Origin of the sequence: Micromonospora sp. HB375 (genome assembly GCF_017872985.1) — a bacterium.
Lineage (GTDB): Bacteria > Actinomycetota > Actinomycetes > Mycobacteriales > Micromonosporaceae > Micromonospora > Micromonospora chalcea.
This window is the reverse complement of the sequence record NZ_JAGGJO010000001.1, coordinates 6,175,782-6,191,183: the sequence shown is the minus strand read 5'-3', so window position 1 is coordinate 6,191,183 and position 15,402 is coordinate 6,175,782. Positions and strand designations below refer to the sequence as shown.

Annotated in this window: 14 protein-coding genes; 7 read left to right on the top strand and 7 right to left on the bottom strand. The window is 74.5% G+C overall.

Annotation, left to right across the window (positions count from 1 at the left end; all coding sequences use genetic code 11):
• Window positions 1–8: 8 nt before the first annotated feature.
• From J3R08_RS27395 to J3R08_RS27375, 5 genes are read right to left on the bottom strand one after another with little or no spacing between them, the layout of a single operon-like run.
• A complete protein-coding gene (locus J3R08_RS27395) occupies window positions 9–1,097 on the bottom strand; it encodes a uroporphyrinogen-III synthase (RefSeq protein WP_064446600.1) in 1,089 nt (362 codons plus the stop codon).
• Window positions 1,097–1,444 carry a nitrite reductase small subunit NirD gene (gene nirD / locus J3R08_RS27390; protein WP_064446599.1) on the bottom strand — a complete coding sequence of 116 codons (348 nt, stop codon included), beginning with the start codon at window positions 1,442–1,444 and terminating at the stop codon, window positions 1,097–1,099. The genes J3R08_RS27395 and nirD overlap by 1 nt, the downstream gene beginning before the upstream one ends.
• Window positions 1,441–3,948, bottom strand: coding sequence for a nitrite reductase large subunit NirB (gene nirB / locus J3R08_RS27385; RefSeq protein WP_209963250.1), 2,508 nt, complete (start codon window positions 3,946–3,948; stop codon window positions 1,441–1,443). The genes nirD and nirB overlap by 4 nt, the downstream gene beginning before the upstream one ends.
• Window positions 3,945–5,417 (bottom strand): FAD-dependent oxidoreductase, encoded by a 1,473-nt coding sequence (locus J3R08_RS27380; protein WP_209963247.1) that lies wholly within the window; start codon window positions 5,415–5,417, stop codon window positions 3,945–3,947. Before J3R08_RS27380 ends, nirB begins: the two co-directional genes overlap by 4 nt.
• Complete coding sequence (locus tag J3R08_RS27375; protein ID WP_209963244.1) at window positions 5,414–7,522, bottom strand: molybdopterin oxidoreductase family protein; 2,109 nt, start codon at window positions 7,520–7,522, stop codon at window positions 5,414–5,416. Before J3R08_RS27375 ends, J3R08_RS27380 begins: the two co-directional genes overlap by 4 nt.
• A 147-nt stretch (window positions 7,523–7,669) precedes the next feature.
• On the opposite strand from J3R08_RS27375, the gene J3R08_RS27370 reads away from it, so the two are divergent.
• The 7 genes from J3R08_RS27370 (at window position 7,670) to glmM (ending at window position 13,076) form a co-directional block, all read left to right on the top strand.
• The gene (locus J3R08_RS27370; RefSeq protein WP_104113839.1) at window positions 7,670–8,365 is read left to right on the top strand and encodes a class I SAM-dependent methyltransferase; all 696 of its coding nucleotides are present in this window, start codon (window positions 7,670–7,672) and stop codon (window positions 8,363–8,365) included.
• A gap of 71 nt (window positions 8,366–8,436) precedes the next feature.
• Entirely contained in the window at window positions 8,437–8,694 is a 258-nt protein-coding gene (locus J3R08_RS27365) for a DUF6364 family protein (protein ID WP_030501570.1), read from the top strand.
• On the top strand, window positions 8,684–8,977 hold the full coding sequence (locus tag J3R08_RS27360; RefSeq protein WP_043328292.1) for a type II toxin-antitoxin system PemK/MazF family toxin: 294 nt from the start codon (window positions 8,684–8,686) through the stop codon (window positions 8,975–8,977). Before J3R08_RS27365 ends, J3R08_RS27360 begins: the two co-directional genes overlap by 11 nt.
• Window positions 8,978–9,098: 121 nt before the next feature.
• Window positions 9,099–10,466 carry an MFS transporter gene (locus tag J3R08_RS27355; protein ID WP_209963241.1) on the top strand — a complete coding sequence of 456 codons (1,368 nt, stop codon included), beginning with the start codon at window positions 9,099–9,101 and terminating at the stop codon, window positions 10,464–10,466.
• Window positions 10,467–10,675: 209 nt separating this feature from the next.
• Window positions 10,676–11,119: a 50S ribosomal protein L13 gene (rplM, locus tag J3R08_RS27350; RefSeq protein WP_013288574.1), complete on the top strand. Its 444-nt coding sequence runs from the start codon at window positions 10,676–10,678 to the stop codon at window positions 11,117–11,119.
• A 20-nt stretch (window positions 11,120–11,139) separates the two neighbouring features.
• Window positions 11,140–11,604, top strand: coding sequence for a 30S ribosomal protein S9 (gene rpsI / locus J3R08_RS27345; protein ID WP_030501567.1), 465 nt, complete (start codon window positions 11,140–11,142; stop codon window positions 11,602–11,604).
• A gap of 116 nt (window positions 11,605–11,720) precedes the next feature.
• Complete coding sequence (gene glmM, locus J3R08_RS27340; RefSeq protein ID WP_209963238.1) at window positions 11,721–13,076, top strand: phosphoglucosamine mutase; 1,356 nt, start codon at window positions 11,721–11,723, stop codon at window positions 13,074–13,076.
• 43 nt (window positions 13,077–13,119) lie between these two features.
• Here the strand turns inward: glmM and J3R08_RS27335 are convergent, their stop codons facing one another.
• Window positions 13,120–14,304, bottom strand: a complete 1,185-nt coding sequence (locus tag J3R08_RS27335) for a pyridoxal phosphate-dependent aminotransferase (protein ID WP_209963234.1) — start codon at window positions 14,302–14,304, stop codon at window positions 13,120–13,122.
• Window positions 14,305–14,335: 31 nt separating this feature from the next.
• Window positions 14,336–15,316 (bottom strand): MmpS family transport accessory protein, encoded by a 981-nt coding sequence (locus J3R08_RS32545; RefSeq protein WP_166456944.1) that lies wholly within the window; start codon window positions 15,314–15,316, stop codon window positions 14,336–14,338.
• Window positions 15,317–15,402: the final 86 nt, after the last annotated feature.

The following is a 15,402-nucleotide window of genomic DNA, read 5'->3' as shown; positions in this document are numbered from 1 at the left end:
CCTGCGGGTCAGTCGACCCGCAGGCGGTACCCCCGCTTGACGACCGTCTGCACCACGCGGGGCGCCTTCAGGCCGACCCGCAGCCGGGCGACGGCCATCTCCACGGCGTGCTCGTCGGCGCCGCGCGGCAGCGTACGCAGCAGCGCGGTGCGGGAGAGCACCTTGCCGGGTGACGCGGCGAGCGCCCGCAGCACGGCCATCGGGGCCGGCGCGAGCTGGCGCAGTTCCCCGTCCACCACCGCGGCGTGGCCGCGCAGCGTCAGCACGTGCCCGGCCGCCTTCACCGAGACCGTGCGCCGGGGCAGCTCCTCGACGATGGTGCGGACCAGCGCGCCCAACCGGGCCCGGCTCGGCGCGCTCACCGGCACCCCACGCCGGACCAGCGGCTCGGCGGTGACGGTGCCCACGCACCCGGCCAGCACGTCGCCGCGCAGCGCCTCCAGCACCGTCTCGGTACGGTCCCCGGCCGCCCGCAGCAGGGCCTCGGCCGCCGGAGCCGAGGTGAACGTGACCGCGTCGACGAGCCGCCCGGCGACCAGGTCGATGAGCCGGTGCAGCGGCGCCGGATCGGCCGGCGGCGCCCACCGGTAGACCGGCACCTCGATCACCGTGGCCCCGGCCGCCACCAGCGCGTCGGTGCACTCGGGTTGCCGCTCACCGTGCAGTTGCATCGCCACCACGTGGCCGGCCACGCCGCGCGCGACCAGGTGCTCCACCACCTCGTCGCAGCTCTCCGAGCCCGGCGACCAGTGCTCGCGCAGTCCGGCGGCGCGGATCGCCCCGGTCGCCTTCGGGCCCCGGGACACCACGTACGCGCGGGCGAGCGTGGCGCGCAGCGGCTCGGCCAGCCCCCAGCCCTCGGCCGCCTCCAGCCAGCCCCGCATGCCGATGCCGGTGTTGGCCATCAGCACGTCCGGCGGATGTTCCAGGCAGGCCCGGGTGGCCTCACGCAGGTCGGTGTCGTCGGCGAGCGGGACGATCCGCAGCGCCGGGGCGAGCACCACCCGCGCGCCGCGCCGCTGGAGCAGCGCGGCCAGTTCGTCGCGCCGCCGGTCCGCGGTGACCCCGATGGTGAAGCCGGCCAGCTCGTCGCGCATCACTGCTCCTGCCGTAACCGCACCTCGACCTGGCCGTCCCGGCAGCGCACCCGGTGCCGCGTCAACGTCACGCCGGGCAGGTCCAGGCACCGCCCGGTGGTGAGGTCGTAGACCTGCTTGTGCAGCGGCGAGGCGAGCGTCGGCACGCCGCCCCGGCTGCCCACGAGACCGCGGGACATGACGTACGCGCCGCCGACCGGGTCGAGGTTGTCCACCGCGTACAGCCCGTGCGCGGTGCGGAACACCGCCACCTGCACGCCGTCGACGAGCGCGGCCACGCCCCGGTCGAGGTCGAGCCGGTCCAGCGGGCAGACCGGTGTCCAGTCCAGCGTGACGACGGGGCTCATCGGCGTACCTCCGGCAGTCCGAGCGCTACGGGTTGGCGGCGGTGCCCGGCGTCCCGCGCCGGCACCGGCTGGCCCCGCTCCCGGGTGAACGAGATGGACGGGTCGGGCACGCCGGGCGCGTTGACGAACGAGGTGAAGCGGCGCAGCCGGTCCGGATCCTCCAGCACGTCACGCCACTCGTCGGAGTAGCTCGTGACGTGCCGGGCCATCGCCGCGTCCAGGTCGGCGCAGAGGCCGAGCGAGTCGTCCACGAGCACCGACCGGAGGTGGTCCAGGCCGCCGTCCATCGCCTCGATCCAGGCGGCGGTGCGCTGCAACCGGTCGGCGGTGCGGATGTAGTACATGAGGAACCTGTCGATCAGCGTGACCAGCTCGGCGGTGCTCAGGTCGGTGGCGAACAGGTCGGCGTGCCGGGGCCGGAAGCCGCCGTTGCCGCCGACGTACAGGTTCCATCCGCCCTCGGTGGCGATGACGCCGAAGTCCTTGCTGCGGGCCTCGGCGCACTCGCGGGCGCAGCCGGAGACGGCGGACTTGAGCTTGTGCGGCGCGCGCAGCCCCCGGTAGCGCAGCTCCAGCGCGACGGCGAGCCCGACCGAGTCCTGCACGCCGTAGCGGCACCAGGTGTCGCCGACGCAGGACTTCACGGTACGCAGCGCCTTGCCGTATGCGTGGCCCGACTCGAAGCCCGCGTCGACGAGCCGGCGCCAGATCTGCGGCAACTGGTCGACCCGCGCGCCGAACAGGTCGATCCGCTGCCCGCCGGTGATCTTCGTGTAGAGCTGGAAGTCGCGGGCCACCTCGCCGATCGCGATCAGCTTCTCCGGGGTGATCTCCCCGCCGGGGATCCGGGGCACCACCGAATAGCTGCCGTCGCGTTGCAGGTTGGCCAGGAAGTGGTCGTTCGTGTCCTGCAGTGACGCCGCCTCGCCGTCGAGCACGTGACCGGCCCCGAGCGAGGCCAGGATGGAGGCCACCACCGGCTTGCAGATGTCGCAGCCGCTCCCGCGCCCGTGCTCGGCGACGAGCCGGGAGAACGTGCTGATGCCCCGCACCCGGATCAGGTCGAACAGCTCCTGCCGGCTCAGGTCGAAGTGCTCGCACAACGCGGTGGACTGGCGCACCCCGGCGGCGTCCAGCAGCTGCTTGAGCATCGGCACGCAGGAGCCGCAGCTCGTACCGGCGCGGGTGCACGCCTTCAACGCCGGCACGTCGGTCGCCCCGCCGGCGATCGCCGCGTCCAGGTCGGCCCGGGTCACCGCGTTGCAGGAGCAGACCTGGGCGGCGGCCGGCAGCGCCCCCGCGCCGGCGCCCGCGCCGCCGGCCGGCGCGAGCAACGCCAGCGGGGGAGCGGGCAGCGGCCCGCCGACACTGGCCCGCAACGCCGGGTACGCGCTCGCGTCCCCGACCAGCACGCCGCCCAGCAGCGTCCGCGCGTCGTCGGAGAGGACCAGCTTCGCGTACGCGCGGGTGGCCGGGTCGGTGAACGTCACGTCCAGGCAGCCCGGGGTGACGCCGTGCGCGTCGCCGAACGAGGCCACGTCCACACCGAGCAGCTTCAGCTTCGTCGCGGTGTCCGCGCCGGGGAACGTGGCCGCGCCGCCGAGCAGCCGGTCCGCCACCACCTCGGCGGTGGCGTACCCGGGCGCGACCAGCCCGTGGCAGACCCCGTCCACCGCGGCGCACTCACCGACCGCCCAGATCCGCTCGTCGGCGGTGCGGCAGGAGGCGTCCACCAGCACGCCGCCGCGCGGGCCGAGCGGCAGCCCGGCCGCCCGGGCCAGCTCGTCGCGCGGCCGGATCCCGGCGGCCACCACCACCAGCTCCGCGTCCAGAGTGCGCCCGTCTGCGAGGTCGAGCGCGGCCACGGTGCCGTCCGGCCCGGGACGCAGCGCCGTGGTGGCCACCCCGAGGTACGGCGTGACGCCCAGCTCCTCGACGTAGCGGCGCAGCATCGACCCGCCCGCCTCGTCCACCTGCACCGGCATCAGCCGGGGCGCGAACTCGACCACGCTCGTGGTGAGCCCGAGCAGCCGCAGCGCGTTCGCCGCCTCCAGCCCGAGCAGGCCGCCACCGATCACCACGCCGGTGCGGCGGCCCCGGGCGTGCTCCCGGATCGCGGCCAGGTCGTCCAGCGTCCGGTAGACGAAGACGCCTGGCAGATCGGTGCCGTCGACCGGCGGCACGAACGCGTACGAGCCGGTGGCGAGCACCAGCGCGTCGTACGGGTACCCGCCGGCCGCCGTGGTCACCACGCGCCGTGCCCGGTCGACGCCGGTGGCCGGTTCGCCCAGGCGCAGGTCCACTCCGGCGTCGGGGGTGTGCACAGTCAGCTCGTCGGCGTCCACCCCGTCGAAGACGGCCGAGAGCCGCACCCGGTCGTACGCCGGACGCCGCTCCTCGGCCAGCACCGTGACCCGCCACCGCCCGCCGGTGTCCCGGGCCCGCAGCGCCTCGACGAAGCGCTGCCCGACCATGCCGTTCCCGACGACAATCAGCTCACTCATGACGCCACCTCCACCGTCTCGCGTACCGCGTCGGTCGCCTGCGGGTCGGCCTCGGCGAGCCAGGCGGCGACGCCGGCCACCGCGTCCCGGCAACTGCCGCAGCCGGTGCCGGCCCGGGTCGACGCGGACAGCGCCGCCGCCGTCCGGGCGCCCGCCCGCCAGCACGCCACCAGCGCGCCCTTGCTCACGTCGTTGCACCGGCACACGGTCGCGGCGTCCGGCATCAGCGCCGGGGACGCGGCCGGCCCGGCCGGCGCCTCGCCGAACGCGCGGCCGAGCAGCAGCGAACGCCGGTCCGCCGGCACCGGCGCGCCCCTGTCGAACAGCTGCACCACAGTGCCGACCGCCGGGTTGTCGCCGAGCAGGATCGCGCCGGTCAGCCGCTCGTCCCGGATGCGCAGCCGGGCGTACGTGCCCCGGGCCGGGTCGGCGAAGGTCAGCTCCTCGACCGGCCCGCCCGGGTCGCCGGTCCCGGCCACGTCGCCCATCGCGGCCAGATCGATGCCGGCCGCCTTGAGCCGGGTCACCGCCGGGCGGGGCCGGTAGCGGGCCAGCGGGTCCGCGCCGGTCAGCACGTCGGCCACCACCCGGGCCTGCGCCCAGGCCGGCGCGACAAGCCCGGTCAGCGTGCCGTCGTGCTGCGCGCAGTCGCCGATCGCCGAGATCCGCCGGTCACTGGTCCGCATCCGGTCGTCCACCACCACGCCCCGCTCGACGGCGAGTCCGGCCGCCGCGGCCAGCGCGGTGTCGGGGCGTACCCCGCAGCAGAGCACCAGCAGGTCGGCGTCGAGCGTCCCGGCGTCGCCCAGGTGCAGGCGGACGCCGTCGGCGTCGGCGGTCACGGCGGTGGCCGCCGCGCCGAGCCGGGACCGGACGCCCAGGCCGGCGAGCGTGCCCGCGAGGACCGCGCCGGCCGGCGGGTCGAGCTGGCGTTCCATCAGGTGCCCGACCGGGTGGACCACTGTCACGTCGAGACCCCGCGCGGCCAGCCCGCGGGCCGCCTCCAGGCCCAGCAGCCCGCCGCCGAGCACGACGACGCGGCGCGCGCCCTCGGCGGCGGCGAGGATCCGCCGGCAGTCGCCGAGCGTGCGGAACGGGACGACCCGCTCGGGCATCGGCGCGAGGCCCGGTAGCGGCGGCACCACGGCCCGGCTGCCGGTGGCGAGCACCAGGTGGTCGTATCCGTGTCGCTCGCCGTCGTCGGTGACCACCTCGCCGGCGGCGCGGTCCACGGCGGTGACCGCCGCGCCGGTGTGCACCTCGACGCCCGGCCCCACCGCTTCGACCAGCTCCACGTCCGGCTCACCGATGCGTCCGGCGAGCAGCGTGGAGAGCATGATCCGGTTGTACGCGCGGTGCGGCTCCGCCCCGAGCACGGTGATCGAGTGGTCCCCGCCGCGTGCGTGCAGCTCGGCGGCGAGCCGGGCGCCGGCCATGCCGTGGCCGACGACGACGATGCGCTCGTTCATGCCGGCTCCACCCGGACCGCGCAGATCTTGAACTCGGGCATCCCGGAGACCGGGTCGAGCGCGTCGTTGGTGACCGAGTTGGCGCGTTGCGCGCCGGGCCAGTGGAACGGGGCGAAGACGGTGTCCGGCCGGATCGCGGTGCTGAGCCGGGCCGGCGCCCGTAGCTCACCCCGGCGGGAGACCACACGTACCGGCGCTCCCTCGGTCACGCCGAGCCGTGCCGCCAGGTCCGGGTGCAGCTCGACGAAGCCGCCCGGCGCGGCCCGGCGCAACGCGGCGACCCGCCGGGTCTGCGCGCCGGACTGGTACTGCGCGAGCACCCGGCCGGTGGTGAAGTGCAGCGGGTAGTCGGCGCACACCGGCTCGGCGGCCGGCCGGTGGGTCACGGCGTGGAACCGGGCCCGGCCGTCCGGGGTGGGGAAGCGGTCGGCGAACAGCCGGGGCGTGTCCGGGCCGTCCCGGTCCGGGCAGGGCCAGAACACGCCGGTGTCGGCGTCGATCCGGTCCCAGGTGATCCCGGCGTAGTCGGCCGGCCCGCCGGCCGAGGCCCGGCCCAGCTCCGCGAACACCTCGCGCGGGTCGCTCGGCAGTGGCGCGCCGTCGGTCAGCCGCCCGGCGAGCGCGGCGAGGATCTCCAGCTCGGTACGGACCCCGGCGGGTGGCTCACGAAGCGCCCGGCGGCGCAGCACCCGGCCCTCCAGATTGGTCATCGTGCCGTTCTCCTCGGCCCACTGGGCGACCGGCAGCACCACGTCGGCCAGCTCGGCCGTCTCGGAGCGGACGAAGTCCACCACCACGAGCAGGTCCAGGGCGCGCAGCCGGGACTCGACCCGCGCGGCGCGGGGCGCGGACACGACCGGGTTGGAGCCGAACACCAGCAGCGCCCGCGCGCCCGACGGCGTGCCCAGCGCGTCCAGGAGCTGGTACGCGGGCACCCCCGGCCCGGGCAGCGAGTCCGGGTCGACGCCCCACACCCCGGCGACGTGCGCGCGGGCCGCCGGGTCGTCGATACGCCGGTAGCCGGGGAGCTGGTCGGCCTTCTGCCCGTGTTCCCGGCCGCCCTGCCCGTTGCCCTGCCCGGTCAGGCAGCCGTAACCCGAGCCGGGGCGGCCGGGCAGGCCCAGAGCGAGCGCCAGGTTGATGAGGGCGGTGACCGTGTCCACGCCCTTGGCGTGCTGCTCGGCGCCCCGCGCGGTGAGAATGATCGCCCGGTCCACTGTGGCCAGCGCGCGGGCGGTCGCGTGCAGGTCGGCCACCGGCACGCCGGAGAGCCGCTCCACCTCCGCCGGCCAGTAGCCGGCCACCGTCCGCCGGACCTCGTCGAAGCCGGTGGTCCGCTCCGCCACGTACGCCCGGTCCAGCCAGCCCTCGGTGAGCGCGATGTGCAGCAGCGCGTTCGCCACCGCGAGGTCGGTGCCGGGCAGCGGTTGCAGGTGCAGGTCGGCTTGGCGGGCGGTGGCCGTGGCGCGCGGGTCGACCACGATCAGCCGGCCGCCGCGTTCCCGCAGGTCGGTGACGTGCCGCATCAGCGGCGGCATGGTCTCGGCCGGGTTCGCGCCGACCAGCAGCAGCGTGTCCGCGTGGCCGAGGTCCGCCAGCGGGAACGGCAGCCCCCTGTCGATCCCGAACGCCCGGTTGCCGGCCGCGGCGGCCGAGGACATGCACCAGCGTCCGTTGTAGTCGATGTGCCGGGTCCGCAGCGTCACCCGGGCGAAGCGGCCCAGCGCGTACGCCTTCTCGTTGGTGAGGCCGCCACCGCCGAAGACCGCTACCGCGTCCGGCCCGTGGCGCTGCTGCACGTCCCGCACCCCGGCGGCGATCCGGTGGAGCGCCTCGTCCCAGGTCGCCGGGCGCAGCTCGCTGCCGGGCCGGTCGCGCAGCAGCGGGGTGGTGAGCCGGTCCGGGTGGTCGAGCAGGTCGGCGGCGGTCCAGCCCTTCTGGCACAGCCCGCCCCGGTTGGTCGGGAAGTCCCGGGCGCCGACCTCGACGCCGTCGCCGGTGGCGCGCAGCACCATGCCGCACTGCAGGGCGCAGTACGGGCAGTGCGTGGCGGCCTGCGCGGGGCCTGAACCCGTTCGCGTCGCCGTGCGTGCACCGTCTGTCATGTCGGAAAAGCGTGCCGTCGGGCGGTTTCCGGTCCGGGTCTGCTCTGTTTCGGTCCTGTCACGAGCGCTTCACACCGCACGTAGGTGACGTCGTCCCCGGCGGGGTTTACAATGTGGGAAAGTTGTCTCAAATAACGGGAGGCTCTGATGGGCGTGGCGGACGCGTTCGACGCGGTGGCCGGCAGCTACGACCAGGCCCGACGCCGACTGGTGCCCTGCTTCGACGCCTTCTACGGCACCGCCGTCGAGGTGGCCGCGCCGCCGCTGCGTGCCGCGCTCGCCGCCGGGCGTACCCCCGAGGTGCTGGACCTGGGCGCGGGCACCGGCCTGCTGTCCCTGCTGCTGACCGCGGCCGTGCCCGGCGTCCGCCTGACGCTCGTGGACGGCGCCCCCGGCATGCTCGCGGTGGCCGCCGGACACCTGACAGAACGCGGCGTGGCGCACCGCACTGTGCACGCCGACCTGGCCGACCCGCTGCCCGCCGGCCGGTACGACGCGGTGGTCTCCGCGCTGGCCATCCACCACCTCGACGACGAGGGCAAACGGGCGCTGTACAAGCGGGCCGCGGGCGCGCTGGCGCCGGGCGGCGTGTTCGTCAACGCCGAGCAGGTGGCCGGGCCGACGCCGGCGCTGGACCGCCGCTACGACGAGGTGTGGACGGCGCGGATCACCGAGCTGGGCTCGGACGCCGAGGAGATCGCCGGTGCCCGGCAGCGGATGCGGCACGACCGGCCGGCCACGGTGGCAGACCAGTGCCGGTGGCTGACCGAGGCGGGTCTGGTGGACGTGGACTGCTTCTTCAAGGAATGGCGTTTCGCGGTCTTCGGCGGCCGGCGTCCCTGATCACTGTCCGTTTCCGCGATCGGCGGGAACGAGGATGACTGCTGGTCATACCGCTGGGTAGTCTTCCCGGCATGACCGCCAAGGTGACACTGTCGTTCTCCGACGAGACGATCGAGGAGGCGCGCCGGTTCGCCAAGCGGGAAGGGCTCTCCCTCTCCGCCTGGATGGACCAGGCCGCCCGGGAGAAGGCGCTGCGCGAGGTCTTCACCGCGCACGCCGACGCGGTCGGCCGTGCCGGCCTGGACCTGGAAGCCGCCGCCCTGGCCGACGCCCAGGAGGCCGCGCTCGTCGACGACGCCCTGTTCGGCGGGCGTCCGCGTGCTGCGTAGGGGCGAGGTCTGGCGCATCTCCGGCGCCCGGGAACGGTTCGGTCTGGTGATCAGCTCCGACGTCTACAACGCCACTGCGGTACCCATCGTGATCGTGGCCGAGGTGGTCGAGGAGTCGCTGCTGCGCGACTCGCCGCTGGCCGTGCCGATGGGCCCGTACGTGGTGATGCCCGACCGGATCTCCGCACCGATGAAGAAGTGGTTCGCCGAGTGCGTGGACGTGGCCGACACCGAGACCATGCAGCGGGTCGGCCGGGCCCTGCGGATCCTCCAGGAGCTGTGACCGCCTCACCGGCGCCCTCCGGCGGACGTGCGATCTCCGTTGCCGAGCCGACGCGCGCGGGGTACGCCGGGGAAACCACCGGCTGAGAGCGTCCCCTCGTCATCGACGAGGAGGAGTCGCCGTGAGCACGCTCGTTTCCGCACCGACCCGGCCGTCGGCCCGCACCGCCGGACGGCTCACCGAATGGCGGCCGGAGGACCCGGCGTTCTGGGCCGCCGGGGGCGCCCGGGTCGCCCGGCGCAACCTGTACGTCTCGATCTTCGCCGAGCACGTCGGCTTTTCCGTGTGGAGCCTCTGGTCGGTGACCGTGTTGTTCCTGGGTCCCGAGTACGGCATCGACCCGGCCGGGAAGTTCCTGCTCACCGCCGTACCGGCCGCGCTGGGGGCGGTGCTGCGGCTGCCGTACACGCTGGCGGTGGCCCGCTTCGGCGGCCGGAACTGGACCATCGTGAGCGCGTTGCTGCTGCTCGTGCCGGCGGTGCCGATGGCGGTGCTGATCGAGCCCGGGGTGTCGTACGCCACGTTGATGGTGCTGGCCTGCCTGTCCGGCGTAGGCGGGGGCAACTTCGCCTCCTCGATGGCGAACATCAACCTGTTCTTCCCGGAGCGGCTCAAGGGCCGGGCGCTGGGGCTCAACGCCGGTGGCGGCAACCTGGGCGTACCTGCCGTGCAACTGGTCGGGCTGGCGGTGCTGGCGACGGCCGGCGCCGCGTTCCCCCGGCTGGTGCCGGCGGTCTACCTGCCGCTGATCGTGCTGGCCGCGCTGGCCGCGGCCCGCTGGCTGGACAACGTTCCGGGGGCGCGTAACGAGCCGGGCGCGCTGCGCGCGGCGGCCCGCGATCCGCACACCTGGGTGATGTCGCTGCTCTACGTGGGCACGTTCGGCTCGTTCATCGGCTTCGGGTTCGCCTTCGGCCAGGTGCTCCAACTCCAGTTCCACGAGCGGTTCCCGACGCCCGTCGACGCCGCCTGGCTGACCTTTCTCGGGCCGCTGATCGGGTCGCTCATCCGGCCGGTGGGCGGCCAGCTCGCCGACCGGCTGGGCGGGGCCCGGGTCACGTTCTGGAACTTCGTGGCGATGGCCGCCGGGGCGGGGCTGGTCCTGTACGCGGCCCGGGAGCGCTCGTTCCCGCTCTACCTGGCCGGCTTCCTGGCGCTGTTCGTCTTCTCCGGCATCGGCAACGGCTCGACGTACAAGATGATCCCGGCGATCTTCCGGGCCCGGGCCGTCGCGGAGAGCGAGCTGACCGGCGACCCGGAGGCGGCGCAGCGGCGGGCCCGGCGCCTGTCCGGGGCGGTGATCGGCATCGCCGGGGCGGTCGGAGCCTCGGGCGGGGTGCTGGTGAACGTGGCGTTCCGGCAGTCGTTCCTGACCTCCGGCACGGCTGACGCCGCCTACCTGGCATTCATCGCCTGGTACGCGCTCTGCTTCCTGGTGACCTGGGTGGTCTACCTGCGTCCCGGGCCGCGTACGCTGGTCGGCGTGTGAGCTGCGCCATGGCGAACGCGCAGGCCACGCGGGGTACTACCCCGTTTTGACCTGCCGCCGGGCGGCCGGGTATCGTTGCCTGCTGTTGTACGACATTCTTAGGCGTGCCGCATCAGGTACGCTTGGTCGTTCGTGCGCGCTGGTCCGGCTGGGTATTCCCGGTCACCTCGGCGCGCGACCCCAGACCGACGACGAGACAAGGTAGACCTGTGCGTACGTACAGCCCGAAGCCGGGTGAGATCGAGCGTCAGTGGCACGTCATCGACGCCTCTGATGTCGTGCTGGGCCGCCTGGCGACCCACGCCGCCACGCTCCTGCGTGGCAAGCACAAGCCGACTTTCGCGCCGCACGTCGACACGGGCGACTTCGTCGTCATCGTGAACGCGGGCAAGGTCGCGCTGACCGGCAACAAGCGCCAGACCAAGGTCGCTTACCGCCACTCCGGTTACCCGGGTGGTCTGAAGCGGGTCGGCTACGACGAGCTGCTCACCAAGCGGCCCGAGCGGGCCATCGAGCTGGCCGTGAAGGGCATGCTCCCGCACAACAAGCTGGGCCGTCAGCTTCTCAAGAAGCTGAAGGTCTACGCCGGTGCCGAGCACCCGCACACCGCGCAGCAGCCGGTGCCGTTCGAGATCAAGCAGATCGCGCAGTGAGCGCGGGCGAAGGAAGCAGCATGACCGACATCACCGCCACCGAGGTCGCCCCCGAGGCCACCGAGGCGCCGGCGCCCGTCGCGCGCGCGCCCCGTGGTGACCGCCCGATCCAGACCGTGGGTCGGCGCAAGGAAGCCATCGTCCGGGTCCGGATCGTCCCGGGCAGCGGCAAGATCACCTGCAACGGCCGCGACCTCGAGGCCTACTTCCCGAGCAAGGTGCACCAGCAGCTCATCAAGGACCCGCTGGTCACCGCCGAGAAGGCCGAGGCGTTCGACGTGATCGCCAACCTGCGTGGCGGCGGCACCACCGGCCAGGCCGGCGCGCTGCGGCTCGCCATCGCCCGGGCGCTGATCGTCAGCGAGCCCGACGACCGCCCGGCCCTGAAGAAGGCCGGCTTCCTGACCCGTGACGCCCGGGTCAAGGAGAGCAAGAAGTACGGCCTCAAGAAGGCCCGCAAGGCTCCTCAGTACTCGAAGCGCTGATCACCACAAGCGCCTTGTACTTCTGACGGACGGCCGGTCCGCTTCCCCTTCCCGGGAGGCGGACCGGCCGTTCCGCGTTTCTCTCCTCATCGGCAGTTCCACGGAGGTTGGCGGGTATGGGCCGGTTGTTCGGCACGGACGGCGTACGCGGGCGGGCGAACGCGGATCTCACCCCGGAGTTGGCGCTTGCGGTCGCGGTGGCCGCGGCCCACACGCTGGCCGAGACCGACAAGAGCCATCCGCCGCTCGCGGTGGTCGGCCGGGACACCCGGGCCAGCGGCGAGATGCTGGAGGCGGCGGTGGTCGCCGGGCTCACCAGCGCCGGCGCCAACGTGGTCCGGGTCGGCGTGCTGCCCACCCCGGCCGTGGCGTTCCTCACCGCCGAGGCCAAGGCCGACCTGGGCGTGATGCTCTCCGCCTCGCACAACCCGATGCCGGACAACGGCATCAAGCTCTTCGCCGCCGGCGGGCACAAGCTGCCTGACGAGATCGAGATGCGGATCGAGGAGGCGGTGAAGGCGAACGCCACCACCGCCTGGAAGCGCCCCACCGGCGCCGGCGTCGGCCGCGTACACGACCTGCTCGACGGCGCCGACCACTACGTGCAGCACCTGGTCGGCACCGTGCCGCACCGCCTCGACGGGATCAAGGTCGTGGTCGACTGCGCCAACGGCGCGGCGGCCGACGTCGCCCCGGTCGCCTACCGCGAGGCAGGCGCCGAGGTCATCGCCATCCACGCCGAGCCGGACGGGCTCAACATCAACGACGAGTGCGGCTCCAACCACATCGACGCGCTGCGCGCCGCCGTGGTCGAGCACGGCGCGCACATCGGCATCGCCCACGACGGCGACGCCGACCGCTGCGTCGCGGTCACCGCCGACGGCGACGAGGTCGACGGCGACCAGGTCATGGCGATCCTCGCGCTGGCCATGCGGGACGCCGGCGAGCTGACCCAGGACACCCTGGTCGCCACCGTGATGAGCAACCTCGGTCTCCGGCTGGCCATGTCCGAGCACGGCATCCGGCTGGTCGAGACCAAGGTCGGCGACCGGTACGTGCTGGAGGAGCTGCGCGCCTCCGGCCTGGCGCTCGGTGGCGAGCAGAGCGGGCACATCGTGCTGCCCGCGTACGCGACCACCGGCGACGGCGTGCTGACCGGCCTGCACTTGATGGCGCGGATGGCCGCCACCGGCACCTCGCTGGCCGAGCTGGCCGCCGTGGTCACCAAGCTGCCCCAGGTGCTGATCAACGTGCCGGTCGGCGACCGTACCGTCGGCGCCGCCGCACCGGCCGTCCGGGCCGAGGTCGAGCGCGCCGAGGCGGAGCTGGGCGAGACCGGCCGGGTGCTGCTGCGCCCGTCGGGCACCGAACCGCTGGTGCGGGTCATGGTCGAGGCGGCCACCGAGGACACCGCGCGCGAGGTCGCCGAGCGCATCGCCGAACAGGTCCGCACCGCCAGCCCGGTCGCCTGAGCCGCGCCGCCCGCCCGCTGGGGATCTCCCTCCAGCGGGCGGTTCAGTTTCCGCGCAGACCGCGCAGCCGGGTCACCGCCTCGGCCAGCACCTCCGGCCGCTTGCAGAACGCGAACCGGACCAGCCGTCGGCCGGCCTCCACGTCGTCGTAGAACACCTGCGTCGGCACCGCCACCACGCCGCAGCGCTCCGGCAGCGCCCGGCAGAACTCCACCCCGTCCCGGCCACCGAGCGGCGTGACGTCGGCGGTGACGAAGTAGGTGCCCTCCGGCGCGAGCACGCCGAACCCGGCGTCGGCCAGCCCGGCGACGAGCTGGTCCCGGCGGCGTTGCATGTCGTCCCGGAACCCGGTGAAGTAGGCGTCCGGCAACCCGAGCGCCACCGCCACCGCCGGTTGCAGCGGCCCGGCGTTGACGAACGTGAGGAACTGCTTCACCCGCAGCACCGCCGCCACCAGCGGCGCCGGGCCGCTCACCCAGCCGACCTTCCAGCCGGTGCAGGAGAACGTCTTGCCGGCCGACGAGATGCGCAGCGTCCGCTCCCGCATGCCGGGCAGCGTGGCCAGCGGCACGTGCGGCGCGGCGGCGTCGGTGAACACCAGGTGCTCGTACACCTCGTCGGTGACCGCGTACACGTCGTGTTCCCGGCACAGCTCGGCGACCGTCGTCAGCTCGTCGGCGGTGAAGACCTTGCCGGTCGGGTTGTGCGGCGAGTTCAGCAGCACCAGCCGGGTACGCGGCCCGAACGCGGCGCGCAGCTCGCCCGGGTCGAACGCGTACCTGCCGTCGGCGCCGGGCCGCAGCGTCACCGGGCGGCGCACCGCTCCGGCGAGCGCGATCGAGGCGGCGTACGAGTCGTAGTACGGCTCGAAGCAGATCACCTCGTCACCCGGCTCGCACAGCGCGAGGATGCTCGCCGCGATCGCCTCGGTCGCGCCGGCCGTCACGACGATCTCGCCGTCCGGGTCGTACTCCAGGTCCCAGAACCGTCGCTGGTGCGCGGCGACGGCGACGCGCAGCGCGGGGATGCCCGGGCCGGGCGGGTACTGGTTGTGGCCGGTACGCAGCGCCTCGGCGGCGGCGGCGAGCATCTCCGGCGGGCCGTCGGTGTCCGGGAAGCCCTGCCCGAGGTTGACCGCCCCGGTACGCACGGCCAGCGCGGACATCTCGGCGAAGACGGTGGTGCCGAACGGCCGCATCCGGGCCACCAGGGGATCGGTCGTCGTCACGGCTGCGAGCCTACGGCCCGCCACCACGGGCTCACCAGCCGAAGCAGGTCACGCCCCACCTTCCCGACTTCTGGGAGACGACCTTGCCGTCGATGGTTATCCGGCAGGTCAACCCAGCAGCGCTTCCGGGCATGGTGACGATCTGGACCCGCTCACGGTTGTTCGTGGTGAACCTCAGCCGCCAGGACGAGTCCACCAGGTTGAGCTGGTGGAAGTCGCCGTTCGCGTCGTAGTACTGCACCTCCGCGTCGCCCTCGGAGCCGGTCACCTCGTACAGCACTGTGTACTTGCCGGGGCCGCCGGACGGGGTGGTCGCCGGCCTCGCCGGGGGCGCGCTCGGGTCGTCGGTCCAGTCGCCGGGCTCGCCGTAGATCGGCTCCTCGTACCCGGTGCCGGCTGCGGACCCGTCGTCCATGGTGCTGCCGAGGAAGGCCAGCCCGACGCAGCCGCAGACGATCAGCGCCAGGACGGTGACGATGCCGACCACCACCCCGACCGCCCAACCGCCGCCGCTGCGGCGCGGCGGCATCCCCGGGTACGCGTACGGCGGCGGGTAGGGCCCCGGCGGGTACGCGGTGGGCGGGTACGGCCCGGGCGGATACGTGCCGGGCTGGTAGGCGCTCGGCGGTGGGGACGAGCCAGGGGTGCCCGGCTGCGCCGGCCAGCCCGGTGCTCCCGGCTGGGCCGGCCACTGCGGTGCGTCCGGGTTGGCGGGCCCGCCCGGCGTCCCGGGCTGTCCCTGGTCGCCGGCGCCCGGTGAGTCGGCCGGAGCGGCCCGGCCCGGATCGCCCGCCGGCCGCCCCTCGGCGCCGCCCGCCGGACCGGGGTGACCGGCGCCGGGGGCGCTCCAGGGCGACGGCGACGACGGCGACCAGGGCTCGGGTGGCGTCCACGGCTGCGGAGCGGCCAGCGGGTCCGGCGGCGTCCAGGTGGAGGGTTGCGGGGGCACCGGCGCGGCGGTCGGGTCGACCGGTCCGGAGGTCGGCTCGGGGGTAGGGGTCGTCTCGGACATCGGCTCAGCTCACAGGGGTACGGCGCGGACGCCCGCGGAACGATGGGCCCGGGGGCGGAGCCCGGCCCCAATGTAGGCCGTGGCGG

Coding starts and splice junctions, on each gene's coding strand:
- nirD (WP_064446599.1), bottom strand. CDS start 1,444: ATGAGCCCCGTCGTCACGCTGGACTGGACACCGGTCTGCCCGCTGGAC.
- J3R08_RS27370 (WP_104113839.1), top strand. CDS start 7,670: ATGGGCGTGGCGGACGCGTTCGACGCGGTGGCCGGCAGCTACGACCAG.
- J3R08_RS32545 (WP_166456944.1), bottom strand. CDS start 15,316: ATGTCCGAGACGACCCCTACCCCCGAGCCGACCTCCGGACCGGTCGAC.
- J3R08_RS27375 (WP_209963244.1), bottom strand. CDS start 7,522: ATGACAGACGGTGCACGCACGGCGACGCGAACGGGTTCAGGCCCCGCG.
- J3R08_RS27365 (WP_030501570.1), top strand. CDS start 8,437: ATGACCGCCAAGGTGACACTGTCGTTCTCCGACGAGACGATCGAGGAG.
- J3R08_RS27380 (WP_209963247.1), bottom strand. CDS start 5,417: ATGAACGAGCGCATCGTCGTCGTCGGCCACGGCATGGCCGGCGCCCGG.
- rpsI (WP_030501567.1), top strand. CDS start 11,140: ATGACCGACATCACCGCCACCGAGGTCGCCCCCGAGGCCACCGAGGCG.
- nirB (WP_209963250.1), bottom strand. CDS start 3,948: ATGAGTGAGCTGATTGTCGTCGGGAACGGCATGGTCGGGCAGCGCTTC.
- J3R08_RS27395 (WP_064446600.1), bottom strand. CDS start 1,097: ATGCGCGACGAGCTGGCCGGCTTCACCATCGGGGTCACCGCGGACCGG.
- glmM (WP_209963238.1), top strand. CDS start 11,721: ATGGGCCGGTTGTTCGGCACGGACGGCGTACGCGGGCGGGCGAACGCG.